This window comes from Puia sp. (assembly GCF_035546395.1).
Classification (GTDB): Bacteria; Bacteroidota; Bacteroidia; order Chitinophagales; family Chitinophagaceae; genus Puia.
Genome location: NZ_DASZXR010000005.1, coordinates 30,266 through 55,749, shown reverse-complemented (window position 1 = coordinate 55,749; position 25,484 = coordinate 30,266). Strand labels below are relative to the sequence as shown.

Annotated in this window: 25 protein-coding genes and 1 pseudogene; 5 read left to right on the top strand and 21 right to left on the bottom strand. The window is 56.3% G+C overall.

All coding sequences use genetic code 11. The features are described 5' to 3' along the window. Nucleotides 1-85: 85 nt before the first annotated feature. Nucleotides 86-2,542: an ABC transporter permease gene (locus VHE34_RS05035; protein WP_325585285.1), complete on the top strand. Its 2,457-nt coding sequence runs from the start codon at nucleotides 86-88 to the stop codon at nucleotides 2,540-2,542. Between the two features lie 3 nt (nucleotides 2,543-2,545). Here VHE34_RS05035 and VHE34_RS05030 read toward each other — a convergent pair whose 3' ends face one another. The 4 genes from VHE34_RS05030 to VHE34_RS05015 all read right to left on the bottom strand — a co-directional run bounded on the left by VHE34_RS05030 (nucleotide 2,546) and on the right by VHE34_RS05015 (nucleotide 5,626). Next, nucleotides 2,546-3,109: a hypothetical protein gene (locus VHE34_RS05030; protein ID WP_325585283.1), complete on the bottom strand. Its 564-nt coding sequence runs from the start codon at nucleotides 3,107-3,109 to the stop codon at nucleotides 2,546-2,548. A gap of 22 nt (nucleotides 3,110-3,131) precedes the next feature. Then, nucleotides 3,132-3,860, bottom strand: coding sequence for an MlaD family protein (locus VHE34_RS05025; RefSeq protein WP_325585281.1), 729 nt, complete (start codon nucleotides 3,858-3,860; stop codon nucleotides 3,132-3,134). A 9-nt stretch (nucleotides 3,861-3,869) separates the two neighbouring features. After that, the gene (locus tag VHE34_RS05020) at nucleotides 3,870-4,733 is read right to left on the bottom strand and encodes an ABC transporter ATP-binding protein (RefSeq protein ID WP_325585279.1); all 864 of its coding nucleotides are present in this window, start codon (nucleotides 4,731-4,733) and stop codon (nucleotides 3,870-3,872) included. A gap of 119 nt (nucleotides 4,734-4,852) precedes the next feature. Continuing rightward, nucleotides 4,853-5,626, bottom strand: a complete 774-nt coding sequence (locus VHE34_RS05015) for an ABC transporter permease (protein WP_325585277.1) — start codon at nucleotides 5,624-5,626, stop codon at nucleotides 4,853-4,855. A gap of 103 nt (nucleotides 5,627-5,729) precedes the next feature. Between VHE34_RS05015 and VHE34_RS05010 the strand changes: the two are divergent. Continuing rightward, a pseudogene (locus VHE34_RS05010) lies at nucleotides 5,730-5,837 on the top strand (CheR family methyltransferase); the annotation flags it as partial. Nucleotides 5,838-5,889: 52 nt separating this feature from the next. Here the strand turns inward: VHE34_RS05010 and VHE34_RS05005 are convergent. The 7 genes from VHE34_RS05005 to VHE34_RS04975 all read right to left on the bottom strand — a co-directional run bounded on the left by VHE34_RS05005 (nucleotide 5,890) and on the right by VHE34_RS04975 (nucleotide 10,594). Further along, nucleotides 5,890-7,128: a DUF1624 domain-containing protein gene (locus VHE34_RS05005; protein WP_325585275.1), complete on the bottom strand. Its 1,239-nt coding sequence runs from the start codon at nucleotides 7,126-7,128 to the stop codon at nucleotides 5,890-5,892. A 94-nt stretch (nucleotides 7,129-7,222) separates the two neighbouring features. Further along, entirely contained in the window at nucleotides 7,223-7,597 is a 375-nt protein-coding gene (locus tag VHE34_RS05000; RefSeq protein ID WP_325585273.1) for a response regulator, read from the bottom strand. 54 nt (nucleotides 7,598-7,651) lie between these two features. Then, nucleotides 7,652-8,053, bottom strand: a complete 402-nt coding sequence (locus tag VHE34_RS04995; protein ID WP_325585271.1) for a hypothetical protein — start codon at nucleotides 8,051-8,053, stop codon at nucleotides 7,652-7,654. A 6-nt stretch (nucleotides 8,054-8,059) separates the two neighbouring features. Then, a complete protein-coding gene (locus tag VHE34_RS04990) occupies nucleotides 8,060-8,578 on the bottom strand; it encodes a YceI family protein (RefSeq protein WP_325585269.1) in 519 nt (172 codons plus the stop codon). Nucleotides 8,579-8,625: 47 nt separating this feature from the next. Beyond that, nucleotides 8,626-9,195, bottom strand: coding sequence for a YceI family protein (locus VHE34_RS04985; RefSeq protein ID WP_325585266.1), 570 nt, complete (start codon nucleotides 9,193-9,195; stop codon nucleotides 8,626-8,628). Nucleotides 9,196-9,223: 28 nt separating this feature from the next. Further along, the gene (locus VHE34_RS04980) at nucleotides 9,224-9,853 is read right to left on the bottom strand and encodes a nitroreductase family protein (RefSeq protein ID WP_325585264.1); all 630 of its coding nucleotides are present in this window, start codon (nucleotides 9,851-9,853) and stop codon (nucleotides 9,224-9,226) included. A gap of 57 nt (nucleotides 9,854-9,910) precedes the next feature. Continuing rightward, nucleotides 9,911-10,594 carry a TetR/AcrR family transcriptional regulator gene (locus VHE34_RS04975; RefSeq protein ID WP_325585261.1) on the bottom strand — a complete coding sequence of 228 codons (684 nt, stop codon included), beginning with the start codon at nucleotides 10,592-10,594 and terminating at the stop codon, nucleotides 9,911-9,913. 191 nt (nucleotides 10,595-10,785) lie between these two features. Between VHE34_RS04975 and VHE34_RS04970 the strand changes: the two genes are divergently transcribed. Then, nucleotides 10,786-11,568: a DUF6089 family protein gene (locus VHE34_RS04970; protein WP_325585259.1), complete on the top strand. Its 783-nt coding sequence runs from the start codon at nucleotides 10,786-10,788 to the stop codon at nucleotides 11,566-11,568. Here the strand turns inward: VHE34_RS04970 and VHE34_RS04965 are convergent. Genes VHE34_RS04965 through VHE34_RS04940 form a run of 6 tightly spaced genes read right to left on the bottom strand, consistent with a single transcriptional unit; the run spans nucleotide 11,563 to nucleotide 18,722 of the window. Continuing rightward, nucleotides 11,563-14,919, bottom strand: a complete 3,357-nt coding sequence (locus VHE34_RS04965; protein WP_325585257.1) for a hypothetical protein — start codon at nucleotides 14,917-14,919, stop codon at nucleotides 11,563-11,565. The two genes, VHE34_RS04970 and VHE34_RS04965, sit on opposite strands and share 6 nt — an antisense overlap. 27 nt (nucleotides 14,920-14,946) lie before the next feature. Then, nucleotides 14,947-15,834: an ABC transporter ATP-binding protein gene (locus VHE34_RS04960; RefSeq protein ID WP_325585254.1), complete on the bottom strand. Its 888-nt coding sequence runs from the start codon at nucleotides 15,832-15,834 to the stop codon at nucleotides 14,947-14,949. A 10-nt stretch (nucleotides 15,835-15,844) separates the two neighbouring features. Further along, nucleotides 15,845-16,648, bottom strand: coding sequence for a hypothetical protein (locus VHE34_RS04955; RefSeq protein ID WP_325585252.1), 804 nt, complete (start codon nucleotides 16,646-16,648; stop codon nucleotides 15,845-15,847). Nucleotides 16,649-16,651: 3 nt separating this feature from the next. Continuing rightward, nucleotides 16,652-17,032, bottom strand: coding sequence for a GntR family transcriptional regulator (locus VHE34_RS04950; protein ID WP_325585250.1), 381 nt, complete (start codon nucleotides 17,030-17,032; stop codon nucleotides 16,652-16,654). Nucleotides 17,033-17,034: 2 nt separating this feature from the next. Beyond that, nucleotides 17,035-17,895 carry a hypothetical protein gene (locus VHE34_RS04945; protein WP_325585248.1) on the bottom strand — a complete coding sequence of 287 codons (861 nt, stop codon included), beginning with the start codon at nucleotides 17,893-17,895 and terminating at the stop codon, nucleotides 17,035-17,037. Continuing rightward, on the bottom strand, nucleotides 17,892-18,722 hold the full coding sequence (locus VHE34_RS04940) for an ABC transporter ATP-binding protein (RefSeq protein WP_325585246.1): 831 nt from the start codon (nucleotides 18,720-18,722) through the stop codon (nucleotides 17,892-17,894). The genes VHE34_RS04945 and VHE34_RS04940 overlap by 4 nt, the downstream gene beginning before the upstream one ends. A 218-nt stretch (nucleotides 18,723-18,940) precedes the next feature. Here VHE34_RS04940 and VHE34_RS04935 point away from each other — a divergent pair, with 218 nt between their 5' ends. Then, entirely contained in the window at nucleotides 18,941-20,068 is a 1,128-nt protein-coding gene (locus tag VHE34_RS04935; protein WP_325585244.1) for a DUF5009 domain-containing protein, read from the top strand. On the opposite strand, the gene VHE34_RS04930 is transcribed toward VHE34_RS04935, so the two are convergent. Both VHE34_RS04930 and VHE34_RS04925 read right to left on the bottom strand, forming a co-directional pair. Next, nucleotides 20,065-20,436: a helix-turn-helix domain-containing protein gene (locus tag VHE34_RS04930; protein ID WP_325585242.1), complete on the bottom strand. Its 372-nt coding sequence runs from the start codon at nucleotides 20,434-20,436 to the stop codon at nucleotides 20,065-20,067. The genes VHE34_RS04935 and VHE34_RS04930 overlap by 4 nt on opposite strands. 301 nt (nucleotides 20,437-20,737) lie before the next feature. Continuing rightward, entirely contained in the window at nucleotides 20,738-21,706 is a 969-nt protein-coding gene (locus VHE34_RS04925; RefSeq protein WP_325585240.1) for a 3',5'-cyclic-nucleotide phosphodiesterase, read from the bottom strand. 30 nt (nucleotides 21,707-21,736) lie between these two features. Between VHE34_RS04925 and VHE34_RS04920 the strand changes: the two genes are divergently transcribed. After that, complete coding sequence (locus VHE34_RS04920) at nucleotides 21,737-22,210, top strand: OsmC family protein (RefSeq protein WP_325585238.1); 474 nt, start codon at nucleotides 21,737-21,739, stop codon at nucleotides 22,208-22,210. Here the strand turns inward: VHE34_RS04920 and VHE34_RS04915 are convergent. Together VHE34_RS04915 and VHE34_RS04910 are read right to left on the bottom strand one after the other, a co-directional pair. Further along, complete coding sequence (locus VHE34_RS04915; RefSeq protein WP_325585236.1) at nucleotides 22,164-22,964, bottom strand: acyl-CoA desaturase; 801 nt, start codon at nucleotides 22,962-22,964, stop codon at nucleotides 22,164-22,166. The two genes, VHE34_RS04920 and VHE34_RS04915, sit on opposite strands and share 47 nt — an antisense overlap. Before the next feature lie 42 nt (nucleotides 22,965-23,006). Continuing rightward, complete coding sequence (locus VHE34_RS04910; protein ID WP_325585234.1) at nucleotides 23,007-25,472, bottom strand: YfhO family protein; 2,466 nt, start codon at nucleotides 25,470-25,472, stop codon at nucleotides 23,007-23,009. Nucleotides 25,473-25,484: the final 12 nt, after the last annotated feature.

Here is a 25,484-nt window from a genome sequence, read left to right as displayed (position 1 = left end):
TAGACTATCATAATTGATTGATTTTTAATTTTTTGCGGCTTTGGCATGGCGTTAGCGGACACGACATCAACTAATCTCGCGTTGTATGTTGACCAACTTTCTAAAGATTGCCTGGCGCAATTTGATGAAGAGTAAGATATTCTCCTTTATCAATATTTTCGGGCTGGCGGCGGGGCTTACCTGTTGCATGCTTATTTCCATCTATCTATTGCATGAGACCAGCTATGACAGTTATCAGAAGGATGTGCGCCGGCTCTACCAGATGGAGACGGCCTTTTCTTTCGGGCATGGGAAGGAGCAGGTGATGCCGGCGACGCCCTGGCCGATGGCGCCGGCGATGAAACGGGATTTTCCAGAGATCGAGCAATCGACGCGGCTGCTGCCATTGTCCCTATTTGAGGACAAGACGATGTTGCAATACCGGGAGGGGACGGCGATCCCGGTCTCGTTCTACGAAAACCGGGGATTCCTGGCCGATTCCAATTTTTTCCGGCTATTCACCTATCATTTTATCGAGGGCGATCCCAATACTGCGTTGGATGGGCCCTCCTGTATCGTCCTTTCGGAGGAGATCGCGCACAAGCTGTTCGGTCCCGGGCCGGTGGTGGGCAAGGTGATCCATGTCAGCAGCGCCACCAATGGGGATCATAACCTGACGGTGAAGGGTGTGTTCCGGCCGATCGGCGCGCCAACGCACCTGGAAGCCAATTTTTTCCTGAGCATGCACGGCGGGGATATGGATGATATGATGCGGCAGTCGGAGAACGACTATGCAACGAACAATATGTATGTGATGTATGTGAAGCTGCGGCCTGGTGCAGACCCGGCGGGGCTGGAGGCGAAATGGCCGGGTTGGGTCGACAAATATGCGGGCAAGGACCTGAGGTCCTACGGCTATTCGCGCCGGCAGTTCCTGGTCCCGGTCCGGGAGCTGCACCTGCGTCCCGATCTCGACAGCAGCATCATGCAAACCGCCAGTAAGACCTATCTGTATATTTTGGGGTCGATCGCCGTCTTTACCTTGTTGATCGCTTGTATCAATTTTATGAACCTGGCGACGGCGCGCAGTGCGAAGCGGTCGTCCGAGGTCGGGGTCCGGAAGGTGCTTGGCGCCGTAAAGAGTGGACTGATCGCGCAATTCCTTGGGGAGTCGGTTTTGATGAGCATTATTTCCTTTGGCCTGGCGTGGGGATTGACGGTGCTCTTGCTTCCCGCGTTCAGCATGATGACCAACCGGCACCTTGAAGTTGCCGGCGCCAGCCAGGCGCCTATGCTGGCCGGCTTCTTCCTGCTGGCCGTACTCGCCGGGCTGATCGCGGGCGTCTATCCTGCGTTCTATCTTTCTTCCTTCCGACCTGCAAAAGTGCTGAAAGGGAAGTTCTCCAATTCGCTGGCCGCGGTATCGTTGCGCAAGGGGCTGGTGGTTTTCCAGTTCATCATCTCGGTGACGCTGATCGTTTCGACGGTGGTGATAAACAGCCAGATGCGGTATCTCCGCAACCAGGACCTGGGTTTCAACAAGGCCGCGCAGATAGTTATCCCCTTGCGGGGGGCGGTAGCCAAGCAGCAATGCAAGGCGCTGGAGACGGAGTTTCGCCGTAACGCGCAGGTGCTGGATGCCGGCGCGGCTGCGTATTATCCGGGGATCATCAATCCATCCGACAATATGATGTATCGCCAGGGCGAAGACCCGCACCTGGGAAAACGGGTGCAGATGAACTTTGTGGATTTCGACTATGGACCGACGCTGGGTTTGCAGCCGGTGGCGGGCCGGCTGTTCTCACGGGATTTTATGGCGGATACGGCCGATCGTATCGTCCTGAATGAAGCGGCTGTAAAGATATTTGGGTTTGCAAGCCCGCAGGATGCGATCGGAAAGAAGATACACGCCGATTTCCGGGGGCAGACCAGTACGTCGGAGGTGATCGGGGTGGTAAAGGATTTCCATTTCAAGGATCTGCATTGGGCGGTGGAGCCTTATGCCTTGCGGTTTCAGCGGATGCAGAACAGTTACCTGATCGTCCATACCCGTCCCGGCGATCCGGCAAAAGTGCTGTTGGCGTTACAGGCCGCCTGGCACAGGCTGGATCCCAACGAGCCCTTTGAATATTCGTACCTGGACGAGGATTTCCAGAAGAACTATGCGTCGGAGGACCGGTTGTCGGCGATGATCGGCTATTTTACGGTGATGGCCATTTTGATCTCCTGTCTCGGGCTTTTTGGCCTGGCGAGCTTCAGTGCGGAGCAGCGTATCCGGGAGATCGGCATCCGCAAGGTGCTGGGGGCGAGTGTAAGCGGGATCGTGGTATTGTTGTCGTTGGATTTTATGAAGCTGGTAGGGCTTGCGATGCTGATCGCGTCGCCGGTGGCCTACCTGATCATGCATCGGTGGCTGCAGGATTTTGCGTATAAGGTGCCGATCGACTGGATGGTTTTCGCGATAACGTTTGTGTGTACGTTGCTGATCACGATTTTGACGATTGGAGTGCAGGCGGTTCGGGCGGGGCTGGCCAATCCCGTCGGCGCTTTGCGTCGTGATTGAATTTTAAAGACCGAGTGAGGCGTAGAAGTATTGGTTGCGGGCATACTGTACCGGGAAGTTGAGGGCCGGTGCGTAAACGGTCTTGCAGTAGTTGAAATCCACGAAGCCCTGGGCATGGTCGTTGGCCCAGATCTTTGTCTCGGGTTGGATCTCATAGCGCTGGGCGACGACATTCTCGCCGGCGCAGGTGAACAGCAGCCGGGCCTCGAGGTACTCGGGCAGGCTGATCCGGACGACGATGGAGGTGGAGCCGCCGCTTTGGGTGCTGTCGACGGTAACGCGGCCATCGCGGATGCCTTCAATCCCGGCGATCAGTCTGCTCCGGGTCAGTGTATCGGTGTAGAGCGTGTTCAGCGTGCGGAGAATATGGGTCACCTGATCGGTCTTGCGACGGCTGTATTTGGCGGGGAAGTCGAGTTGTCCCTTGCACCAAATGGTGATGACCTCCATTTGCAAAGAATCCATTATCCGCGCGTTGTGTTGTTGAACGGCGGTGAGCTGGGCATTGGCCGGCCCCGACAGGGCGGCAAGCGCCAGGATACAGCAAGCAAGGGTTATGGCCTTCATAACCGTAGAGTTGTATTTAAATTTACGGATTTTTCTTTGCTTCTTCGGCTTCTTTTTTCTTTTCCTCTTCTTGTTTCTTTTTTTCCTTCTCTTTCTTCCGGAAGAAGCCGCGGAGCAGGAAGTTATGCTGGGCGGCCTCCATATTCTCGTCCAGCTTCTTACTGCTGGACTTTAGGTTTTTGACGGTCGTGGTGATGTTGTCCGAAAGGGTTGTGTCGCGGAGGAGCCGGCCCAGGGCGCCGCGGCCGTTATTGATCCGGTTGGAGATGTCGGCCAGGTTGCCGGTGATGATTGCCGCGTTGTCGGCGGAGGTCTTGAGGCTGGCCATGATGGCGTCGGTCTCGATGGGCTTTAGGGAAGCAAGGGAGTCGCCTTCGGATACAATGGGGGCCGTGGGGGTGCCTGCGGCGATGGTGATCACCTTGTCGCCCATGAGCCCGTCGCTGCTGATGCTTGCTTTGGCATCCCGGCGGATGAATCGCTGAACCTTTTTCTGGATGACCATACCTACCTGGACGGTGGTGTCGGTGGTGAGCGCGATGTCGTCCACGGTGCCCACGTCGATGCCGCCGAGGCGGACGTTGCTGCCGACCTTCAGGCCGCTGACGGAGCTGAACTTGGCCGTGATGTGCAGGACGGAACCGAACTTATTTCTTTGCTTGCCGATATAGTAGATAGCGGAGATGGTGATCACCAGGGCGGCGACGGCGAAGAGCCCAAGCTTCCATTTATAGTTTCTTTCCTTTGGCATAGTTTCCCGTTAAACATTAAAGAAGGACTGGATCCATTCGTCTTTGGAGGATTCCAGATGGCTATAACTACCTTCTGCATAGACAATGCCATCCTTCAGCAGGACGATGCGGTCGGCAGTCATTTTTGCGCAGGGCATGTCATGGGTGATCGTTATCGAAGAAATGTTGTATTTCCTTTTCATCTTGCAAATGAGCTCGCTGATCTCTTTGGCGGTACCGGTGTCGAGGCCGGTGGTGGGTTCGTCGTAGAGCATGATCTCGGGGCGGAGGATCAGTGTGCGAGCCAGGCCGATGCGTTTGCTCTGGCCGCCGGAGAGTTTCGAAGGCAATTGGTCGATGCTGTCGGTGAGGCCGACATTGTCGAGCATTTCCATGATGAGCGCTTCCTTTTTTTCCTTTGACATGGTCTTTTTGTGCTGTCGCAGCGGGAACGCGAGGTTTTCGCGGACGGTCATGGAGTCATAAAGGGCGGCGTTTTGAAAAAGGAAGCCGACGCGGAGGCGCAGGGCGTTCACTTCTTCATATCTGAGGGAGTCCAGGTCGTGGCCAAGGATGGTGATCTGGCCGCTGTCGGGCCATTCCAGCCGGACGAGACATTTTATCAAAACGGATTTTCCCGTCCCCGACTTGCCGAGGACGACGAGGTTCTCGCCTTTGTCGACGTGGAGGTCGATGCCGCGCAGGACGGCGTGGTCATCGAAGGATTTGGTCAGGCCGCGGATAACGATGACGGGTTCCTGGACTTTTTGGAGGGTGGGTTCTTCCTGCGGCTGGACGCTCGTGTCCCGGGTGGGCTCGGGAGCGGGAAGAGGGGCTTTGTCCTCTTCCCGGGTGGTTGTTTCGCTGGGGTCCTCTATGATCTCTTTGTTCATAACGAGTCGATTATTTTTCACGGGTGTTATGCAGTCGGCTTGCGCCTCGTGTCATAACGAGTTGATTATTTTTCAATGGTGCTATGCAGTCGACTTGCGCCTCGTGTCATATGCTCGTTTTACAACAGGTCGGTTATTTGGGCCGCGATCATATCGATGATGAAGACGGCGAGCGAGGATGCCACGACGGCGCTGTTGGCGGCGACTCCCACGCTTTCCGTTCCGCGGCGGGCGTGATAGCCTTTGTAGCAGCCGATGATGCCGATGACATAGCCGAAGAAGAAGGTCTTTATGATGGCGGGAAAGATATCGATGAATTCGAGGTGATGCATGGCGGCCACGAAGAAGTGCCGCATGGTGGTCGTATCGTGGATATTCATTGCCAGATAGGCGCCGTAGAAGGCGATGAGGTCGGCGATGATCGCCAGCAGGGGGACCATCAGGGTTGTGGCAACGGTGCGGGAGACGACGAGATAGTGGAAGGGATTGATGGCGGAGACTTCCATGGCGTCGATCTGTTCGGTGACGCGCATCGAACCCAGTTCGGCGCCCATTCTCGATCCGACCTTTCCGCAGCAGATGATGGCCGTGATAACGGGGCCGATCTCCCGGACGACAGAGACGGCGACCATGCCGGGGATGAGTGAAATAGCGCCGAAGGCCGCCATGGAAGGCCGGGTCTGGATGGTGAGGACGGCGCCCATGATAAAGGCGGTGAGGCCGATCAGGAAGGTGGATTTATAGCCTACGAGGTAGCATTGGTAGAATATCTCCCGCCACTCGTAAGGCGGCCGGACCACTTCGCGGAAGAAGCGCAGCATAAATGCGGTGAGGTCACCGGCGCGATAGAAGAAATCTTTTCCCTGTTTGTATCGGCCAAGGATGGGTTGCATATCGATACGGATTCAATAATCAATCCAAAAGCCGGCACGCTATTTTTTTCTTAAATTGTAGAAATAGTTCCACAGCGGCCCCTTTCCTGCCGATACGGCGAAGTTCGATCCTTCATTGCGGGAGAAGATGATCTTTGCGACGCATAACCTGGTGTCGGATTTCCCGTTCAACGAGTTCCAGCTGATCCTTTGCAGGAATGTGCTGATCTATTTCGGGCGGGACCCGGCGACGGCGTTGGGGCGCGCTAGCGCCCCAACGAGTGTTAGAGATAGCTCAGCCATTTCTTTTGTCCCTGGTTGGCGCGTTTGTAGGCGTCGAAGCGTTTGCAGAGCGGGTAAAGCGCAAGGACGACGGCGATCCAGACGGCGTATACGACTCCCAGACCGAAGCCATAACCTCTCAGCTTGGGATTGGCGGTGACCCAGTTGGTGAAGTTGGTCATGTCCGAGGCCGGGTGCCCCTGGAGCATGGCGGCGAGGACGGCGAGGGCGTGGAAGATATAGATATGCAGGATATAGTAAAAGAAGGGGACGCGGCCGAAGACGGCGATGGGGGCGGTGAGCTTGTTCAGCGGTTTTTCGGCGATGGCGAGGAACAGCAGGCCGGGGCCAAGGGTCATGAGGATATAGTCCAACGAGGGCGGGTACTTGGTAACGTTGAGGAAGGAAAGGATCGTGTAGAGCGGGGTGCGCTGGGTGGTCCAGGGAACGGGATCGCCATAAATATTGATCGCGCGGATGAGAATGAAAGCCGCGATGGCGCCGAGGCCGAGGACGCGAAGCGTCTTTTTCCTGCGATGGGAGGCGACAGTCGGTGCGTACAGGCTGCCCAGGCAGTAGCCGAGGCTGATGATGCCGAGCCAGGGCAAGATGGGATAGCCGATGACGAAGCCGAACCCGTTGGGATACGAGAAGAACGTGAACTGGTGCAGGAAGGCCCAGCCGACGGTGGCGAGGCTGTTGCCGGCGGCGTGGATGCCGTCGAGGAGGTTGTGGCCTGCGATGAGGATCGCGGCGACGACGAGCAGGACCGGCCGGCTCAGGTAGACCAGCGCGGAGAGGGCGACCATGGCGACGCCAAAGGCCCAGATGACCTGCAGGATATAGAAGGTGAAATGAAGGTTGAAGGTCCAACCGACGGTGACGATAAAGAGTTCGCAGAAGATGAGCCAGGAGCCGCGGGTGAAGAGGAAGAAGGAGACGGCTTTGCGGCCGTTCTTGTTGCCGTAGAGCCAGGCGGCGATGCCGGCCAGGAGCATGAAGATGGGGGCGCAGTAGTGAGTGATCCACCGGGTGAGGAAGAGGGCGGGGGAGGCCTGGCTAAGGTCGGTGGGATCGTACAAATAGGCGCTGCCGTTGAAATAGTCGCGGGCGTGGTCGAGCGCCATGATGATCATGACGGCGCCGCGCAGGAGGTCGATGGATTCTATGCGTTGGCGGCGGGTGGTTGTTGGCGACAAAAGAGCGGCGGGGTTGGTTACAGTAGCGGATGCAGAAGCCATGACAGTGGTGTTTTAGCTTCGCAAAGATGAGAGGAATATGGGAAGGCGCAAGGGAAAGTGGACTACTCGGGGAAAATAATGGCGGTAGTCCAGATTATTTCTGGTTGAGGGGTGCAAGCGCCATTTGAACGGTTGCTTCGAGTTCGGTGATGTCGAAGGGTTTTTGGAGGAAGTAGTCGGCCTTGGCTTCCCGTGCCAACTGGGTGACGTTGCTGTTGGCGGTGAAGAAGATAACGGGAATGTCCTGGGTATCGGGAGCTCCTTTGAGGAGACGGGTCGCTTCGATGCCACCGGGGCCAGGAATCCAGTTGTCCATGAGGATGACGTCGGGCCGGTAGGCCTTTACCTGGTTGAGGACCTGGTTGGAACTGTTGAGCGTTTGTACGTCGAACCCTTTTTTACGGAGAACGATGGTGCATATCTGCAGGATGTCCAGGTCGTCGTCCAATATGAGCACCCTCTTATTCATACATACTATTGTTGTAAATATCCTTGAAAATACTATGCCAACAAACTTGCGGGGCTAACGCCCCGCAAGTTTTGTAAAGAAGAGCGGCTTCAGGGTGTACCAACCGAGGGCCGGGAAGAAGTGCATGGGGATGACCATACCCGGGAATAACTCCGGGGTATCGATCGGCGGTGAGAAGCGATGGCCGATCGGCAGCAGGAGGCTGGCAAAGCTGAGGAGCGTGAAGAGAAAGTTGAAGACGATCTCTCCTTTTGTCTTGAGCCACTTGTCCAGTACCGTGTAACCGATGGCGGCGAGTACGCCGCCGAAGAGGCTCGAGGCGACGATGTTAACGGTGCCGGCCACTTTCGAAAAATCGGCTTCGTTGGCCGTGTAATACACTTTTGCGTAGATGATCCCGGCAACGCCGGCCAGCAAGCCGGAGACGATGCCAAGGAATAGCGCTTTTTTAAACATGGGTTATTATTTTGTCACCGGGACGTTGAGATCGATCTTGATGGATTCCCCGACATCGCCACCCGGCTTTCCGAGCTTATAGTCGTTGCGGTTGACGGTGAAGGAACCCGCGAAGGCGCCGCCGGCAGGGGTCTTTTTAAAGGTAAAAGGGAAGGTGATGGATTTTGTGACACCGTGAAGCGTCAGGTCCCCCGTCACCTGGTATCCGTTGGCGGTCTTAGCGATGCTTTTAGAAGCGAAGTGAATTTGGGGATATTTTGCAACATCGAACCATTCATCGCTTTTGGCGTGTTTGTTCTGCAATCCGTTGCCGGTATTGATGGTGGATGCGTCGATGGTCACGTCGAATTTCGATGCGGCCGGATTTTGTTCGTCGAAGGCGATGTTGCCTTTGAACCCCTTGAAGACGCCGCCGGCGTCGTCGCTGCTGAAGGCGATGGTATAGCCATCGGCGATCTGCCAGTTCTGTGCGGCGATGAAGGCGAAGGCGCTGCCGGTGAGGAGCAGGAATGCGATAAATTTCATAATTTTTTACTTTAACCCTGCCGCCGAAGGCGGCAGGGTTCTTCTAATTAGCCTTTTACGAATTCGGTGTTTGCGACGAGGGATACTTCATCGGTCAGCATGCCGGCGGGCATACCCATGCCGATATTGAAATCGCTACGCTTGATGATACCTGTAACCTTGAAACCTGCGATGGTCTTTTTTTGCATGTTGGTGGCGGTACCGTTGAAGGTAGCGTTGAGGGTAACGGATTTGGTGATCCCGTGAAGGGTCAGGTCGCCCGTGAGCTGGTAATTCTTGTCGCCTACTTTTTTGAAGCTGGTGCTTTTGAAAGTGAACGTACCGAATTTGGCAGCGTCGAAGAATGCGTCAGTCTTCAGGTGGTTGTTCCGTTGTTCGTTGCCGGTGTTGATGGAATTGACGTCGGCGGAGAGTTCGATCACTGCATCGGTGAAATCGTCCTTTGTGGCCGTGAACTTCGCGGTGACGGAGCCGAAGCTACCGGCGATCTCGTTGATGCCCATGTGACCGATGACGAAATTGACCTGGGAGTGCGCTTTGTCCATGTTCCAATCCTGGGCGAACGTAGAACCGGCGAGGATAAAGAGTGCTGCGGTGCTGAGAATGATCTTCTTCATTTTTTGGGATTTTTAAAGTGATTCTAAATTATAAATTGATGATTAATTCTTCTTTCGGGCGGCGTACCTTTTTTAAATGGACTAATTTGTCGGCGGCCGGGTCGCGGACCCCGAGGGCCAGGAGGGCGTAGCTGCGGAGGCCTTTTTCGGGCAGACCGAGCAGCTGATCGAGTTCGGCGTTGCGGAATCCTTCCATCGGAGATGCGTCGACCTTTTCGAGTGCGGCGGCTGTGATGGCGATGCCGAGGGCTAAATAGGCCTGGCGGATGGCCCACTGGGCGCGGAATTCGGGAGTAGAGCCGGCGAACCGGGTTTTCAATTTCTCTACATATTCTTTCTGAGCGCCGGGTGCGAGATTGCGTTCCCGGGAGATGCGGTCGTATACTGCATCGATGTGTTGGGGGGTGACGTCTTCCCATGCTGCGAAGACCAGCAGGTCGGATGCTTCGGTGATCTGGGCCTGGTTGTTGGCGATGGGTTTTATTTTTTCCAGCAATTGCTTATCGGTGATATGCAGGATAGTAAACGGCTGGATGCCGCTGGAGGTTGGCGCGAGGCGGACGGCTTCGAGGACGGTTTCTACCTTGTGTTTCGGAAGGGTTTCTCCGGTCATGCGTTTGGTGGCGTAGCGCCAGTGTAAGGCTTCTATGAGGTGCATACGTGTTATCGGTATTATAATTTATAACGGTGTTATTTAATTGCGCTAAAAAAAAGGCTAGGCGGGATGGGTGGGTTGGCTGGGTTCAGAGGATTGGTCTGTTTTGCCGGATGGGCCAATTGCTCCTTCGATGCCGCGGATAAAGCTGCACATGACGTCTTCGAGGACCTTCAGGGGCAGGTTGGCGTGTTCGCTACCGGTTGGGTCGGTCTTGCCGAGTTTGCTTATGTTGATAGATACCAGGCCATGAAGCATAGACCAAAAAGATTGGTATTTAAGAAACGGATCGAAGGGTAGTTGTTGACCGGCCGGCACCATGGCGACGATGCTGGTGGTGATGACCTCGTTGAAGGCGGCCATTGCCGGGATCTTGCTGACGGTTTCGCAGGTGGGGATACCGAGGCCGAACATGAGTTGGTAATACTCTTTGTTCTGGAAGGCAAAGTCCCAGTAAGCTCGGGCCATGGCCCGGATCTGGTCGGCGGGGAGGGCTTTTCCGGCTTTTGCCTTTGCCAGTGAATCGGCTAATATCTGAAATCCTTTTCGGTTGAATTCCAATAGAATAGCGTCTTTATTTTCAAAATGACTATAGATCACCGGGACGCTGTATTCGATAGCATCGGCGATCTTGCGGATGGAAAAGGATTGCCACCCTTCGGTGACGACCATTTCCCAGGCCGTGTCCAGGATGCTGGCCCGGACCTCTTCTTTTTGCCTTAGTTTGCGATCGTTGATTCCCATTTGTTCTATCGACGTTACTTTTTGTAACAGCGTTAGGCAAAATTACACCCTTTTTGGATTTGACCAAATTTTTTTATTTCTGGTGGGGATGGAACGGCCGGCGCGCGCATGTGGATAACTGATTTCCGGCCCTGTTGTTGTATTGGGGAGCGTGACCCTATGCCGGAGAAGGAATTAAAATTCGTTCCATTATGATGAAAAAGATCTCCGGTTTGGCTGCCGCGACGGCATTGACCTGTTCCCTTGCTACGGGCGTCAGAGGACAAATTTCAACACCTTTACCCAAATGGGAAGTGGGGCTCAGTGTGGGTCCATTCATCTACCAGGGCGATCTTGCGCCCGGACTTGCCGGTAGTTTCAAGGAGGTGAGCATCGGCGGGATGGTATCGGCGAGCCGTTTCCTGGATCGTTCTTTTGCGCTTCGGACCGGCCTTACTTTGGGAGAGCTGCGGGGCGATGACCGGAAATACGGCGAGGAAGCCTGGCGACAGGCGCGGGCGTTGCGGTTCCGGACGACGACCTTCGAGGTGTCGGAGACGCTGGTCTATGATATTTTTGGCAATAACGATAATCATTTGCGATTCTCTCCTTACGTGTTTGGGGGCATCGGTTATAGCTTCCTGACGGTGCGGCGGGATGCGAGCCGGTTCGACTCGACGTATTTCGCGTCGACGCAGGGGACGAAGATCGTTAACGGACTGAAGGAGGATCTGGCGCGGAATCCTCCCCGCGGCGTGCTGGTATTCCCGATCGGCGTGGGGGTTCGGTATGTGCCGGGGCCGGCCTGGTCGGTCAACCTGGAGGGCAATTACCGGTTCAGCAAGACGGATTACCTCGACGGGTTCAGCCGGGTGGGGAATGACGGGCGGAATGATCATTATTACAGTATCATGTTGGGAGTGTTGTTCAAGATATTGCCGAGTAAGGAGATGAAGTGCCCCGAGGAATCGCGGGTTCGGTGGGGCGGGTTATGACCTCCGTTTTGTGGCGGCTACGGGTGGGGGTGAGGGTGCAGGCGGCGCGGGCGGACCGGATTGGGGCTTGAGCCATGCATTGGCGAACCAGGAGTGGAGCGTGTCGGGGATATGCGCGGCGAGGGTGTTGTAGAGATCGTGGACGCCGGGGTAAGGGCCGGTGGGGCGGAGGGACCATTGGTCATGGAAGTCGCGGAGGGCGCTGTTGAGGCTGTCTGTGCCGATGGTCCGGGCGAGGACGAAGAGCTGGAGGGCCGTGCCGGCGTCCCACTGGTACCATTTGTTGGCATTGAGAAGGGGGCGTTCGCCGTCGAAGTTGGTGCGATGGCCCCAGCCATAGTCCCAGCCGAGGAATTCCAGTGCCCGCCGGAGGTTGGTGCTGTCGCGCTGGCGGGCGAGAAGCGCGAGGGCGGAATAGTGAGAGATGCCGGCATCGATGGTCCGCGAGGCCAGCGTATTGTTGGGCACTACGGTATTGCCCCACCATTGGTGCGCCACCTGCAGCGCGACCACATAGTAAACATAGTCCCAGCTATCCGGAGAATGGAGATCGGCGACCCATCCTTCGGGTTCGCCGATATAGATGACGCCTGGGGTGGACAGGTCGCGGCGGCCATAGGCTGGGGATTCGGCCAGGGTGAGCCGGCCATAGGGATACGGACCGAAGGCGTGGGAGTAGTAGCGCAATCCCTCTTTCATTGCCCGTTGAAAGTGTTCCAGATTGGACGAGTGGGCGGGATGATAATCGATCTCGAGGTGGACGATGCGGCCGTTGTCCAGTTGGACGGTGTCGGTGAGTTTTGCGAAGCGGGCCGAGAGGATTGCGACAGGCGGGTTGATCCCGGGCGTGTCCTGTACAAAATGATAATAATGCCGATCGTTCTCTGTCCATTCGCGATCGAGGCGGCCGGAGGCGGCGACAGTTTGACCTGCAATGGTGCTGACGGTCAGATCATAGGCAATCGGGTCGGCATTCACCCCGTTGGCTTTCATGCGTTGATTGACGGAGTCATTCCAGGGGATCTCGACATCGTGCTTTTCGGGCAGGCCGTGGGCGCGGCGGATCTCGTTGTTGCCGAGCTCATCTCCTTCGTCGTAGCCGAGGCCTGGGAGGTTGCCCGTGGTGAAGGTGCCGTTGTGAAGGGTCTGCGCAGCGTAAAGATAATTTCTGAAACCATGGAAGGCGAGGGTGGAACGCAGCTGGAACTGCATGGTGTCCCGGGGGCGAAGAGTGTGGGGCAGGATGTAGAGCCGGTAGTCGGAGGGTTCCTGCGACGGACGGAACAGGCTGAACTTTGCTCGGGGAAAATACAGGGGGCAGGTGTAAGGCAATATCGTCCCGTTCTGTTCGATCTCGAAGTCGAGACCGTCTCCGTCGATCAGGAGGGTATCGATCGGCCGATCGGTCTTGTTCGTGACCGTTAGCCACGCCTGAGTCTTGTCTTGTTGTTTGTTGGGAAACAGGTCGACGTTGAGCTTTAGCCGCGTGATCCAGGGCACGGGCAGGGACGCATAATGCTTCAGATTTTTTTCCACCAGCGCTTTTCGTTCGTTCCTTTCCCAGCGGGTTGTGAATTCGTTTAGATAGCTGATGTTGTACCAGGTATAAGAGCCAGCGGCCAGAAAGGCGATGAGTAATGTGACGGCGCCGATCCGCGTGGTTCCGTGAAATCGTTGCCGGGCCAGGCGAAGCCGTTCTTTTGCCGAGCGGGGGACGCCGCGGGCGAAGAAGAGTCCGCCGAGGATGACCAACAGACCGCCGCCGAGGGTCCAGTAGGTGTTGAACCATAGGATGGGTCGTACCATGTGGCCGATGCCGTCCATATCGGAGGCCCAGACCTGTGGGACATAGGAATACAGCAGCTGGATATAATCGAAATAGCCGAAGGCATACAGGCAGAACATCGCGATCCACACGGTGATGGTGATTCCGTGGCCGGCGAATTTGTTGTTGACGATGAGCTGGACCGTATAGCAGAAGAGGACCATCAGGACCAGCTTGGGCAGGATGATGACGACGGTGGAGGAAAGATACTGCGGCATGTTGAAATGGGTATATCCTTTTAACAGCTGGACGGGTAAACCGATCAGCATGGGCGTCAGCGCGAGGAAGGCTGCGAGGATACAGAGGCTCAGCAGCTTTGAGAGATTGAGCAGCCAGTCGGGCGGGGGAAGAGCGTCGTTGATCGAGGAGAAGCGGGTAAGCTTTTCGCGGTGAACGGTCTCGCCGGTATAGAACGCAATGATCAGGAAGACAAAGAAGAGGAAGATGTCGGCGAATGCGTCGACGAAGAAGACGGTCCGGGGGTAATCGCGGACGCCATACTGGCCGGGACCATGCCAAAAAACGAAGGAGAGGAAGATATAGCCGCCGGAGAGGATGATCCAAAAATAGTTGTCGCGGATAATGTTGAGGAGTTCGATCCGGGTCAGGCTGGCGAGGGTGCGGTGGTAATAGGCGCCCTGTAGTTGGATATGTGGGGTGGTGTCGGTGAGTATTGTGCGGGGGGGAGGGGCTGAGCTTTTGTCTTTGGATGCGCGGCCGCTGAAGAACCGCTCGAAGTTGAAGCGCCACCAGGTGAAGGCCAGCACTGCGGTTCCGACGCCGACCCAAAGGAGGCGATTGGATAAGACGAGACCGCTGAGGCGAAGGACGTCATGGTTCAGCTGATTGGCCGAACGGCCTGCGCCGGACATGCGTATGGCGTTTTGCAAAAAGGGGTCGGAGAGATAGATGACCCTATTGTCATGGATGTTATGCATGAAGAAATTGGCCAGGATATAGCCCAAAAAGAAAAAGATCCCGCTGCTATAGATGACTTTGACGTTGCGGAAGATGGCTACTAGGCCAAAGAACAGGGCGGAGGTGAAAAAGAGGGTGGGGAGGGTCAGGATCAGGAAGGGTGCGAGGTAGTAGGAAAGGTGGTTGGCGCCATAGCGGGCGGCGGGTGTCCAGCCGAAGGCGGGTCCGGCCCAGCAGCCCACCCGGGCGCCGAGGATCACGGCGGTGGCGATGACCCCGACGAAGACAAAGGAACCCAGGAAGCGGCCCCAAAAATAGCCGGCTTTGGTGATGGGGTAGGCGAGGTAATATTCTTTGGTGTTGTGTTCCAGGTCGCGGTAGAGGGGGGTGCCCATGATCGCGGAGCTGACGAGCATAAGGAAGATGCTCATTGTTGCGCAGAAGTCTGCGAGTATATGGGGGGAGTTGAGCACCTCTTTTTCGGCCGCGCCAAAATTTCCCTGGGAGAAGGCGATCGCGGCGAAGCCGAAGACGAGGAGAAAATAGAGATAGAAGGCCGGCCGGCGCAGGCGGTACCGGATCTCGAACAGAAAGATCTGGGAGAACATAAACTTGAATTTTATGGTGCTTTTGAACTAGATCGTTAGGACATCCATTTTTGTGGCGATATGGGAGAAGTAGACATCTTCCAGGTTGGGGGGCGTGGGGCGGAAGCCGCTGCCGGGGTCGATATCGGCGAGGATACGGATATGGATGTCTCCGCCCTTCAGCTGGGTGGAGATGATAGGATAGACCGCGCGGTATTCATCGATGGAGTCGCGGGGGATGCGTTTGCTGTAGACTTTGCCTTCCAGCTCCGCGACAGCGGCGTCGGGCTCGCCGTGGTAGAGCACTTCGCCGAGGCAGATGATGGCGAAGCGGGAACAGAGCGTCGAGACGTCTTCGACGATGTGGGTGGAGAGGATGACGATGGTCTGTTCGCCGAGATGGCTTAGCAGGTTGTAAAAGCGGTTGCGTTCGGCGGGGTCGAGGCCGGCGGTGGGTTCGTCGACGATGATGAGCCGGGGATTGCCGATCAGCGCCTGGGCGATGCCCCAGCGTTGTTTCATCCCCCCCGAGTAGGTGCCGAGGCGTTTTTTGCGATCCTTATAGAGATTCACCTTGTTGAGGAGTCCGTCGACGAGGTCTTTGCGTTCGCCGGGGCGGTCGACGCCTTTGAGGCGGGCGACGTGGTCGAGCATCTGTTCGGCGGAAATGCGGGGGTAGACCCCGAATTCCTGCGGAAGGTAGCCGAGCAGTTGGCGAACGCGCGTCTTTTCGCGCAGGACGTCGATGTCATCGAGGGTGATAGACCCGCTGTCAGCCTCCTGCAGGGTCGCGATGGTGCGCATGAGGGAGGATTTGCCGGCGCCGTTGGGGCCGAGGAGCCCGAACATGCCGGTGTCGAGGGTGAGGGAGACGTCGTGGATGGCGCGGACGCCGTTTGGATAGGTCTTGGAGAGATTGCGGATGATGAGCTGCATAGGAAGCTGTTTAACGGATGATGAGTTGATTGTTTTTGAGATTGCCGCCGCTGAGATCGACGCGGGAGTCGGGACTCGACTGTATGATCGAGGATTGGATGTTGGCGTATTGATCGCTGACGACGGAACTGTCCGTTTCGGTCATTCGAAGATGGTTGATTACGGCGGCCCTGTTGATAATGGTAATGCTGTTGGCAGAATGGATATCGAGGCTGTCGAAGAATTCGGTGGGGCCCCGGTGGTCGTTGTCATATTGCATTCCCAGCCAGAGCGTCGAGTTGCGGATCGTCAGGCGGGCGGATCGTTTGGCGGTTGCTGCGGCGGTTCCCTGCAGGTAAAGCTGGCCATTGTTGAGGATGATCTCGTCGACATCCGGGCCGAGGACATTCACCTCGGGTATTGCGCGCCGGTAGTACCAGGCGGACCAGGGGCGATGGAGGGGGCGATTGACGCTACCTTTTATGAAGAGCGTATCGCCTTGCTGGCGCCAGGTGACGGCCGGGGTTTCGGGGCTGTTTATTTTCAGTTGTATAGCGGGGCCGGTCTGGAACAGTCCGGCATCGGCGTCTTTGTTGACTCGGGGCAGCTCGAGGGAAAAGCTGTCCGCGGGGACCAGGTTGACCCAGACGGTACCGTCGAGGGCGATGACGCGGGGTTTGCGGATGGGCTGCTTTATGAATTGCTCCTTGTGCAACTGCGCCTCCGTGACGAAATGGCCTTTTCGATACTCGCTGTACAACAACCCGTACATCCCCAGGCAGAACAAAACCGTGGCGAGGATAAAGCCCAGGAGCCATTTATTACTTGCTTTCATCGGCTAACTGTTTTTGTTGCGCATTTGTTTTTTGAACTGCAGGTAGAGGGGTTTCAATTCTTCCGGGTCCATGCCGAGCAGGAACAGGCTGCGGAATACCTGGGGAAGGTCTTTTTCGACGAACCAGTCGCGCCGGTAGCGGGTAGCCTGCTGGATCGCGTCATTGGCTGCGAAGAAGCCGATGCCCCGCTGGTTGAAGATGATCTTTTCCTGCTGGAGAAGCTCGTATGTCTTCATGATGGTATTGGGATTTACTTCCAGCTGTACGGCCAGTTCCCGCACGGAGGGGATGCGATCGCCCGGCGGCCAGTCCTTAAGAAGGATCTTCTCGCAGACAAAGTCGGCGATCTGCAGATAGATGCTTTGGGTTTCTCTGAACTTCATGTTTACACCTCTTTTTCTTTTAGCCGAAGCCAGGTGACGAACCAGAAGAACAGCGGCAGTCCGAACTGGCCGAGTGCAACGATGGCTTTTTCCAGTGATCCGGGCAGGCGAACTTCGCTATCCGGCGGGCCCCCATCGTAAGACATCCTGGCCCAATCGAGGAATTCGTTATTCCAGCCTTTGGGCAACAGGGGGTAGATGACGCCCTGTTGCAGGAAAGCGAAACCCAGGATGAAAAGGAGCACGGCGATGGCGGTTTTTACAAAAGAATAGCGGGTAAAATAGACGGAGCCTAACAGAAAGGCCGCCTGGATGGCGAAATAAAGGGAGGTAAAGATGTGGTAGTTCTTTTCGGGAACGGGCGCGCCTACCGCGGTAAAGATGTTGTAAACGGTGACGGGCTGGACGCGGACGGTGGTACCCGGGAAGAACCTTGGATGGTGAAAAGTGATATTATTGGACCATTGGACCATGATGATATCCACGCAGTAAAAGACTACGTTGAAGGCGATGAAGAAGAGCACCACGCCATAAAGAATGACGCAGAGCAGCTTTTCGAAGTGGGAGGCGGGAAGGGATAGCCAGGGAAGGGCGTCTTTCTTTGTGCTCAGATCGGCAAAAAACATGCTGGAAAAGAGGCAGCCAACGGCATATAGTCCTGTAATATAGGCCATGAATTGCATATTCGCCGCCATGGGTGCGTAGGCATCGATGGCGATCGTGAAGGCGAACCAGGCGGCGTACAGGCCGCCGATGGCCAGCAGGGAAAGAAGATAGGGTCGCCGGTGTTCTACCCAGTGTTTGGCTACGAGCAGGCGCCACCGGGAGAAGAGGAAGAGCTGGTTGGTCGGTGCGGTTGTCATGCGAAGAGCGCGTTTATCTTTTTGCCGTTGAGCAGGACGGCTTTGTAAAGCATTTCGAGGTCGGGGCGGCTGTCCTGGTCCTCCCGGTTGGGCAGCAGCACTGCGTGGCCTTTCAGGGCGGATTCGCTGTAGAGGGCCTGTGCGATTTCTTCGGGATCAAAGGAAAGCCTGAAGAGCAATCTTTCAGCGATGCGGCTCATCGACTGGTGGAAGAGGATCTTTCCTTCTTCGAGGATGGTGACGTTGTCGATGAGATTTTCCAGATCGTTCACCTGGTGGGTGCTGATGAGGATGCATTTCTCGTCGTCGATCGCGCCGGCGATGACCTTGCGGAACTGGCTTTTGCTGTGGATATCGAGACCGTTGGTGGGTTCGTCCATCAGCAGGAGCGGGGCGTTGGTGGCGAGGGCGAGGCTGATCAGTGCCTTTTTCTGCTGACCGTAGCTGAGTTCGCGCAGGCCGCCGACGGCGGGGATGGCGAACTCCCGGGAATAGTGGTCGAACTGCCGGCGGTTGAAATCGGGGTAGAAGGGGGCGATATACTGTATCCAGCGGGGGAGGGAAAGATCGGGCAGCTGGAAATCTTCGGGGATGTGGAAATATTTGGCCAGGAAGGCCGGCTGGCGTTTGCGGGGCGTGAAGCCGAGGGCGTCGATGTGGCCTTGTTGCGGGAATAGGAAGCCGGCTATGTTGCGGAGCAGGGTCGATTTGCCGGTGCCGTTACGGCCTAAGAGGCCGTAGATGTGGCCGGGTTGGAGTTGCAGGTCGAGGCCGGCGAAGACCGGTTGCCGGCGATAGGAGTAGTGGAGATTGTGGATGGTGACCATTTTCGGTTGGTGTACTAGTGAAATAGTACACTAAGTTGCGTAAAACTTTTGAGGCGGGCAAGTATTTTAATAAATATTTTATTTCCGAGTGATATTGGCTTGAAAGACGAGGTGGGCGATGCGGGGCGATTCGGACATCCATGCCACGGAGAAGGGCTTGAGCTTTTTCCACGTTGACTGTTTAAGAAGTTGTTAATTTCCTTATATTCATACTCATTATGAGTATGCCCCAAGCCTCCATTCAAACTAAACCCACCCAACGATTGTATTCGCTCGACGCGCTTCGCGGCTTTGACATGTTTTGGATCGCGGGTGGTGAGGAAATCTTCCACACTTTGGCCAAGATCACCGGTAGTCCTTTCTGGCAAGCGATTTCCGATCAATTCGAACACCCGGCCTGGAATGGGTTTCATTTCTATGACCTGATCTTCCCGTTGTTCCTGTTCATGTCGGGAGTGGCGACGCCTTATTCCGTGGGGAAAGAACTGGAGAGGGGGGCTTCGCGGCAGAAATTGTTGTGGCGCGTGGTCCGGCGGGGGTTGGTCCTGGTGTTGCTGGGTTTGTATTATAATAACGGCGCCAGGCTGCATGCCTGGTCGGATGTCCGTTGGGGCAGTGTACTCGGGCGCATTGGACTCGCCTATATGTTCGCCAACATCATCTATCTATACACGAAACAACGAGGTCAGTGGATCTGGTTTGCCGGCCTGCTTATCGGTTATTGGTTATTGTTGGCTTTTACTTCTGCGCCGGGCTTCCCGCATGGGGACCTGACGATGGAGGGAAATTTTGCCTCTTATATCGACCGGTCGATCATGCCGGGCCGGCTGTACCTGAAGATCCACGATCCGGAGGGTGTGATGAGCACGATTCCGGCGATCGGGACGGCGTTGTTGGGAATACAGGCGGGTTTGTTGCTGAGGAACTCTCCCTTGTCCGGGGCGGCCAAGTCGGCGCGGCTGGCGTTAGCCGGGGTTGTCTCACTTGTGCTGGCGCTGGTGTGGAACACGGTGTTTCCGATCAATAAGAACCTCTGGACGAGCTCGTTTGTCCTTTGTGTCGGTGGGATCAGTCTGTTGCTGCTGGCTCTTTTCTATTATGTCATCGACGTGCGGGGGTATAAAAAATGTGCGTTCTTCTTTTCAGTGATCGGGATGAATTCCATTTTCATCTATCTGTCGGGTCACTTTATCAACTGGAAATATATGACAGACGGGTTCTTTGCCTGGGTGGGGCAATGGATCGGCGAGCCATGGAATGCGTTTGCCATGGTGTGGTGCCTGCTGGCGGTGAAGTGGGTGGTGATGTATTTCCTCTATAAGAAGAAGGTTTTCCTGCGGGTTTAGCGACGCGGCGCGACTAACTCGGCCATTAAGGTGTCGCTGAATTCGCACATCTGCTCGAGCAGGGCGGCCAGTTCATCTCCTTTATGGGTGAGGGAATACTCCACTTTTGGCGGGATCTCATCGAAGTCGGTTCGGGTGATGAGGTTGTAGCGTTCGAGCAGTTTCAATCTATCGGAAAGGATGGTATCGCTGATGTACTTGAGGTCGTCCTTAATGAGCTTGAAGCGGTTGTTCCCCTCCTGGATACAAAACAGGACATCGCTGAACCAGCGTTTGCTCACGAGGTCGAGCAATTCGTTAAGGCTGCATTTTTCTTCCAGGAAGGATTGGTTGCGGTAATTCGTGGAACTAGTTTTTCGCTCTGTCATTTGTTCATTTTTTTGAGTGAACGGAAGGGTCAGGCAGGCAATCAAACATGCACAAACTTAATTTTTTAGCCGGTTAATATTTGCCCGATGGAGGGCGGATTCGACCGGCTATACTAATTAATGCGTGAGGATGATAATAAGTTTAAAATTAGTATCCATCAGAAAACGCGGTTTTTTACCCATCGGTTGGCTGAATTTTCACCAAGTCTCACCATATTTTAACCCTTGGCGCTGTAGGGGCCGGGTGGATGCAGCGGGCTGCGGTTGCGGTCGGACCGGGGCGGGGAGCGGGTTTGGCGGGCTAGAACTCGAGGCGGCGGGCTTGTTGGGGGAAGATCAGCTTTAGATGGAGAGGGTTGTTGGCGAGGAGTTGGCGGCGGATGGCTTCTTCCTGGTTGCCGACGGGTTTGCGGTGGGTGATGACGATGGATACTTTGTCGAGGGCCTGCGGGCCGGTGAGGTTGGCGAGGGCGGTCATCTCCTGTTGGAGGAGGGCGGGGGTGAGGTGGCCGAAAAGGGATTTGATGGGCTGTTCATTGGGGAAGGAGACCTCGATGAAGATCGCGTGGAGTGCTCCTTCTTTGATCAGCGGAGCGGCGGCGGTCCAGAGGGCGTGGAGGTTAGTGGCGTTTTCGACGCTGTCGGCGCCGGTGTCGCCCAAATAAAGAAGATATTGGGTATTGCTGCGTACGAGGAAGGCGGAGCTTTCGAAAGGCTTGCCGTGGCTTAGCGGAAAGGCCTGTACGAAAAGCGGCGTGTTGTCCGCGGCAATCTCGCGACCGGGCTCCAGGGTCACATAGTGATATTTCTTCAGCTGGGGCTTTTCGCCTTCGTCACCGAAATTGGCCCAGCTTTTCCAGCTGAAATATTTGTCCTGCAGGGTTGCGAGGCAGGTGGGGAAACCATAGATGTTCTTGGCGCTGTCGTCGGGGGAGTTGATGATCAGCCCGGCGACATGGTCGAGATGCGGGTGGGAGATGAAATAGCCTTTTACCCGGCTGCGGAGTACGGTTCCGGGCGGCTGGCGGAAGAGACCGTTATCGACGGCCTTTTTCAGGCCGGCGTAGAGCGTGCCTGCGTCGAGGCTGATATAGTCGTCGCTTCCCTTTGCGGCGACGAGATACGCCGAGAGGTTGCTTTCGTCGAGTCCGCCACGGACGCCGAGGGGGATAACGGTGAAGGCGGGTTCCGCGGGGGATTGGGCGTTGGCGGCGCCAATTTGGGAAATAAACAGTGTGAGGAACAGGGAGAACGCGATGACCTTATTCATAGTGTAAAAATAGGGTATCTTTATGGGCCTATGAGTAAAGAGCATCATTATCTCACCCAGCTGCGGTGGACCGGCAATCGCGGCGAGGGCACCACCAGCTATCGCGCTTATGACCGGGATCATGTCCTAACCGCCGGCGGCAAGCCGGAGATTTCGGCCTCTTCCGATCCTTCCTTTCGCGGCAACCCGCAACGTTATAACCCGGAAGAGCTGCTCGTCGCGTCCTTATCTTCCTGTCATCTTCTCTGGTACCTGCATCTTTGCGCGGTGAATGGCGTGGTCGTTGTCGCCTATGAGGATTCCGCGGCCGGGGTTATGCAGGAGGCGGAAAGCGGCAGCGGTCGTTTTTCAGAGGTGGTCCTGCGGCCCGTGGTGACCGTGAAAGAGGCGGGCATGCGGGAGAAGGCGATGGCGTTGCATCACGAGGCGAACCAATTCTGTTTTATCGCCAATTCGGTCAACTTTCCTGTTCGACATGAGCCGGTGATCGCAGTGGCAGGCTGATCTCCGCGGGGCCAGTGGGTGGTGGCGGAATTTTGCGAAGGCGAATGATGCGCATCGAATGCAGGAGCCGCATGATGGGCCAGGTGGGGTCGAATTCGAACCATTTGCGGGCGAAGTTGGCGTCGTTCGGGCTTTTGTGATGGTTGTTCTGGAACAGCTCGCCCATCATCAGGAAGTCCAGCGGAAGGGTATTCTTGCTGTGATCGTGGTTGTCGTAGTTGGAATAACCGTATTTATGCCCGCACCAGTTAACGATCGCCCCGTGGATCGGTCCCATGAAAAAGTGCACCGGCAGAAGCAGGTAAAGCCACCAATGAGTGGCGAAGGCCGCGTAGAAGGCGGTATAGCCGAGGCCGAAGGCGATGCGTGTGGTCCAGAGATCGCTGATGCGGTCGAGCGGCGCCCAGGTGGGATAGCGGTCGCGAAACGCGGGTTCGGGTTCCAGCTTGTATTTCAGATAATCTATGTAGATATCCTTGGTCTTCATCATCAGTCCCCAGACATCTTTTATGAAATGCGGGGAGTGGGGATCTTTCTCTGTGTCGCTATAGGCGTGATGCATTCGGTGAAGGATGGCATAGGCCCGTGGATTGAGAAAGGAAGAACCCTGGGTGACGAAGGTGAAGGTGTAAAAGAACTTCTCCCAAAATTTGTTCATCTTAAACATCTTGTGCGAAGCATAGCGATGCAGGAAGAATGTTTGCGAAAATAGGGACAGAAACCAGTGACTCAGGAAAAACACCAATATAGCCATAAGTGAAAACGATAGAAAGCGCCCTGTAAAAAAGGCACGAAGTTAGGGCTTTTTCCGCATTTGGAGGCCCACAACAATCAGCAGGGCATACAGCAGCAGGCCGGCGATGATCTGGATCGTCCTGCCGTTGTAGTACGATGCCGGGTGGAACTCGAAGCGGATGCTATGGGTGCCCGCGGGCAGGGCCATACCGCGCAGCACATAGTTGACGCGGTAGATCGGCGCTTCATTGTTGTCGATATAGGCCTTCCATCCCCGATTGTAATAGACCTCGCTGAAGACGGCGAAGCGGGGTGTGGCGGTCTTCGACTGGTAGGCCATCTCATCGTTGTCGTGTTTTGTCAAATAGATGGTGTCGCCGCTGCTGGCGGTCCCGGTAGCGGTTGTGGGAATGGTTTGCCGGTCGGTGCTGAAGAGGACGGCGGTGTCCTTTACGTCGAGCGTATTGAGCGCATCCATGACCGCGCGGGAGCTGTCGGCGTAGCGGATGCCCCGGACGAGCCAGACCGGGCCGAGGGCGCCGGGGTTGATCGCGGCGGAGTCGCGGCCGGCGCTGTTGGGCAGCAGGATGTACTTGGTATTGAGCATGTCCAGTACGGGCTGGCAATTGGGATATTTATAGAGTTGGTTCTCCAGCAGGTCCTGGTAGATGCTCAGCTTGGCCGGGTGATAACCGGCGATGGAATGATGAAAATAAGAGGAAGGAACGTTGGTGATGGTCGGGCCGCCGCCGTAGCGAAGATCGAAGACGCGATAATAGGATTTGTCCGCCATGATCTGTTGATCGGCCGCTGTGGGCTGGAAGGGTGTCTGGGCTTCTTCCTCGTCAACATATTTGTCGGCGCTGAGGTATTGGACATCGATGGTGAACAGATCGATCATGGCCAGAGCGCCAACGAAGCCGAGGGCAATCAAGGGCTTGAGGCGGCCTTTGAGCCAGAAGAAGCCGACGGCTGCGGCGATGGCCACGTAGAGCAGGCTCCGGAGAAGGCTGTTGAGGAAGAGGCTTTGCCGGTCTTCGCGAAGGGCGTGGACAAAGCTGCGGATGTATTCCTGGATCTGCTGGGGGGCGGTGGTGACGCGTTGCTGGAGGTTGCGGTCGAGCTCGCCGGCGTAGTCGAAGCTGCCGTAACAGATGAACAGGATGACGAAGACGGCACCGGTGAGGTAGAGGCCTTTCTTGTATTGTTGCCAGGCGTTGGTGCGTTCCGCGGCCGTAATGGTGAACAGCCGGTTGAGCGTAAGGGCCGCCAGCATGACCAGCAGGAGGGTCGGGACGACGATGATGACGCTGGGCGCGCGGAATTTGTTATAGGCCGGGAGCACTTTTAGCAGGAAGCTGTTGAAGCCGACGAAATACATGCCCCAGCTCATCATGAGCGTAACGACCGCCGCGGCGAGTATCCACCATTTGTGTTTTCCGTCGAGAAGGAAGAAGCCGAGAAGGGCGAAGAGAACGATGACGGCGCCGGCATAGGCCGGGCCTGCCGTGGTACCGATGCCGCCCCAATAGCTGGAGGGAGAGAGTTGTTGGGCCAGCTGTTGCGGCATGCTTTGGAGGGCTGCCGTCGTTTTTGAGTCGTCGGCGGTGATCTGTGGGTCATAGTCGCTTCCGCCATAGATCTTCGGCACGAGGAGGGTGAAGGCCTCGGTCTTGTACATGCTGTAGCTGAGCGCGTAATCCTGGCTGAGGCCGGTCTTTGTGACGGCTCCGCCGGGTGTCGCCAGGTCGCTGCCGTTCCGCAGGGAGGCTTTGGCATAGTCGGCGGTGGTGAGGATGACGACGGCGTTGCAGGCGACGCCGATGATGGCGCCGACTGCCCCCAGGGCGATGACCTTCCCGATGTGAGCATAGTCTTTTGCCCTTATCCAGCGGATGAGATAAGCCAGGGTCATAAAGGCGGCGGCGATGAGGCCGTAGTAGACGATCTGCGGGTGATTGGCTCCTACGTACAGGGCCGTGAACAGGCCGACGGCGGCGGTGCCCAGCCAGTATCTTTTCTCATAGAGCCAGATGAGGGAGGCGAGAAAGGCCGGCATGACCGCGATCGCCTGCATCTTTGTCGAGTGGCCTACGACCAGGATGGACGGGTTGTAGGTAGAATAAGCGTAAGCCAGCGCGGTGACCATTCCTACATAGGGGTTTAGTCCCAGGGCGAGGGCCAGGAGGTAGAAGCAGACCGAGGCCAGGAAGAATAGCGCGGCAGGGTTGGGCAAGCCGAGGGTAAGAACGTAAGAGATGATATATTGCGGGCTGAAGGCTGGGGCTTCTATGGCGACCTGGTAGCCGGGCATGCCGCTGTGAAGGGTTTCTATCCATAGGGGGAAGTGACCGTGCACGGCCTTGTATTCGAAGGAGTTCTGGGCCATGGCCTTCCAGCCGGCGGTGTCGCCCGGAGCGAGGGTTTTGTGCTGCAGGACGGGGCTGCAATAAACGAGGGCTACGATCAGGAAAACGCCGATGGCGATGGCATGAGGGATCAGCGGACGGAACCAGGACTTTTGCATGCCCGCAATATT

Coding starts and splice junctions, on each gene's coding strand:
- VHE34_RS05035 (WP_325585285.1), top strand. CDS start 86: ATGTTGACCAACTTTCTAAAGATTGCCTGGCGCAATTTGATGAAGAGT.
- VHE34_RS05030 (WP_325585283.1), bottom strand. CDS start 3,109: ATGAAGGCCATAACCCTTGCTTGCTGTATCCTGGCGCTTGCCGCCCTG.
- VHE34_RS05025 (WP_325585281.1), bottom strand. CDS start 3,860: ATGCCAAAGGAAAGAAACTATAAATGGAAGCTTGGGCTCTTCGCCGTC.
- VHE34_RS05020 (WP_325585279.1), bottom strand. CDS start 4,733: ATGAACAAAGAGATCATAGAGGACCCCAGCGAAACAACCACCCGGGAA.
- VHE34_RS05015 (WP_325585277.1), bottom strand. CDS start 5,626: ATGCAACCCATCCTTGGCCGATACAAACAGGGAAAAGATTTCTTCTAT.
- VHE34_RS05005 (WP_325585275.1), bottom strand. CDS start 7,128: ATGGCTTCTGCATCCGCTACTGTAACCAACCCCGCCGCTCTTTTGTCG.
- VHE34_RS05000 (WP_325585273.1), bottom strand. CDS start 7,597: ATGAATAAGAGGGTGCTCATATTGGACGACGACCTGGACATCCTGCAG.
- VHE34_RS04995 (WP_325585271.1), bottom strand. CDS start 8,053: ATGTTTAAAAAAGCGCTATTCCTTGGCATCGTCTCCGGCTTGCTGGCC.
- VHE34_RS04990 (WP_325585269.1), bottom strand. CDS start 8,578: ATGAAATTTATCGCATTCCTGCTCCTCACCGGCAGCGCCTTCGCCTTC.
- VHE34_RS04985 (WP_325585266.1), bottom strand. CDS start 9,195: ATGAAGAAGATCATTCTCAGCACCGCAGCACTCTTTATCCTCGCCGGT.
- VHE34_RS04980 (WP_325585264.1), bottom strand. CDS start 9,853: ATGCACCTCATAGAAGCCTTACACTGGCGCTACGCCACCAAACGCATG.
- VHE34_RS04975 (WP_325585261.1), bottom strand. CDS start 10,594: ATGGGAATCAACGATCGCAAACTAAGGCAAAAAGAAGAGGTCCGGGCC.
- VHE34_RS04970 (WP_325585259.1), top strand. CDS start 10,786: ATGATGAAAAAGATCTCCGGTTTGGCTGCCGCGACGGCATTGACCTGT.
- VHE34_RS04965 (WP_325585257.1), bottom strand. CDS start 14,919: ATGTTCTCCCAGATCTTTCTGTTCGAGATCCGGTACCGCCTGCGCCGG.
- VHE34_RS04960 (WP_325585254.1), bottom strand. CDS start 15,834: ATGCAGCTCATCATCCGCAATCTCTCCAAGACCTATCCAAACGGCGTC.
- VHE34_RS04955 (WP_325585252.1), bottom strand. CDS start 16,648: ATGAAAGCAAGTAATAAATGGCTCCTGGGCTTTATCCTCGCCACGGTT.
- VHE34_RS04950 (WP_325585250.1), bottom strand. CDS start 17,032: ATGAAGTTCAGAGAAACCCAAAGCATCTATCTGCAGATCGCCGACTTT.
- VHE34_RS04945 (WP_325585248.1), bottom strand. CDS start 17,895: ATGACAACCGCACCGACCAACCAGCTCTTCCTCTTCTCCCGGTGGCGC.
- VHE34_RS04940 (WP_325585246.1), bottom strand. CDS start 18,722: ATGGTCACCATCCACAATCTCCACTACTCCTATCGCCGGCAACCGGTC.
- VHE34_RS04935 (WP_325585244.1), top strand. CDS start 18,941: ATGAGTATGCCCCAAGCCTCCATTCAAACTAAACCCACCCAACGATTG.
- VHE34_RS04930 (WP_325585242.1), bottom strand. CDS start 20,436: ATGACAGAGCGAAAAACTAGTTCCACGAATTACCGCAACCAATCCTTC.
- VHE34_RS04925 (WP_325585240.1), bottom strand. CDS start 21,706: ATGAATAAGGTCATCGCGTTCTCCCTGTTCCTCACACTGTTTATTTCC.
- VHE34_RS04920 (WP_325585238.1), top strand. CDS start 21,737: ATGAGTAAAGAGCATCATTATCTCACCCAGCTGCGGTGGACCGGCAAT.
- VHE34_RS04915 (WP_325585236.1), bottom strand. CDS start 22,964: ATGGCTATATTGGTGTTTTTCCTGAGTCACTGGTTTCTGTCCCTATTT.
- VHE34_RS04910 (WP_325585234.1), bottom strand. CDS start 25,472: ATGCAAAAGTCCTGGTTCCGTCCGCTGATCCCTCATGCCATCGCCATC.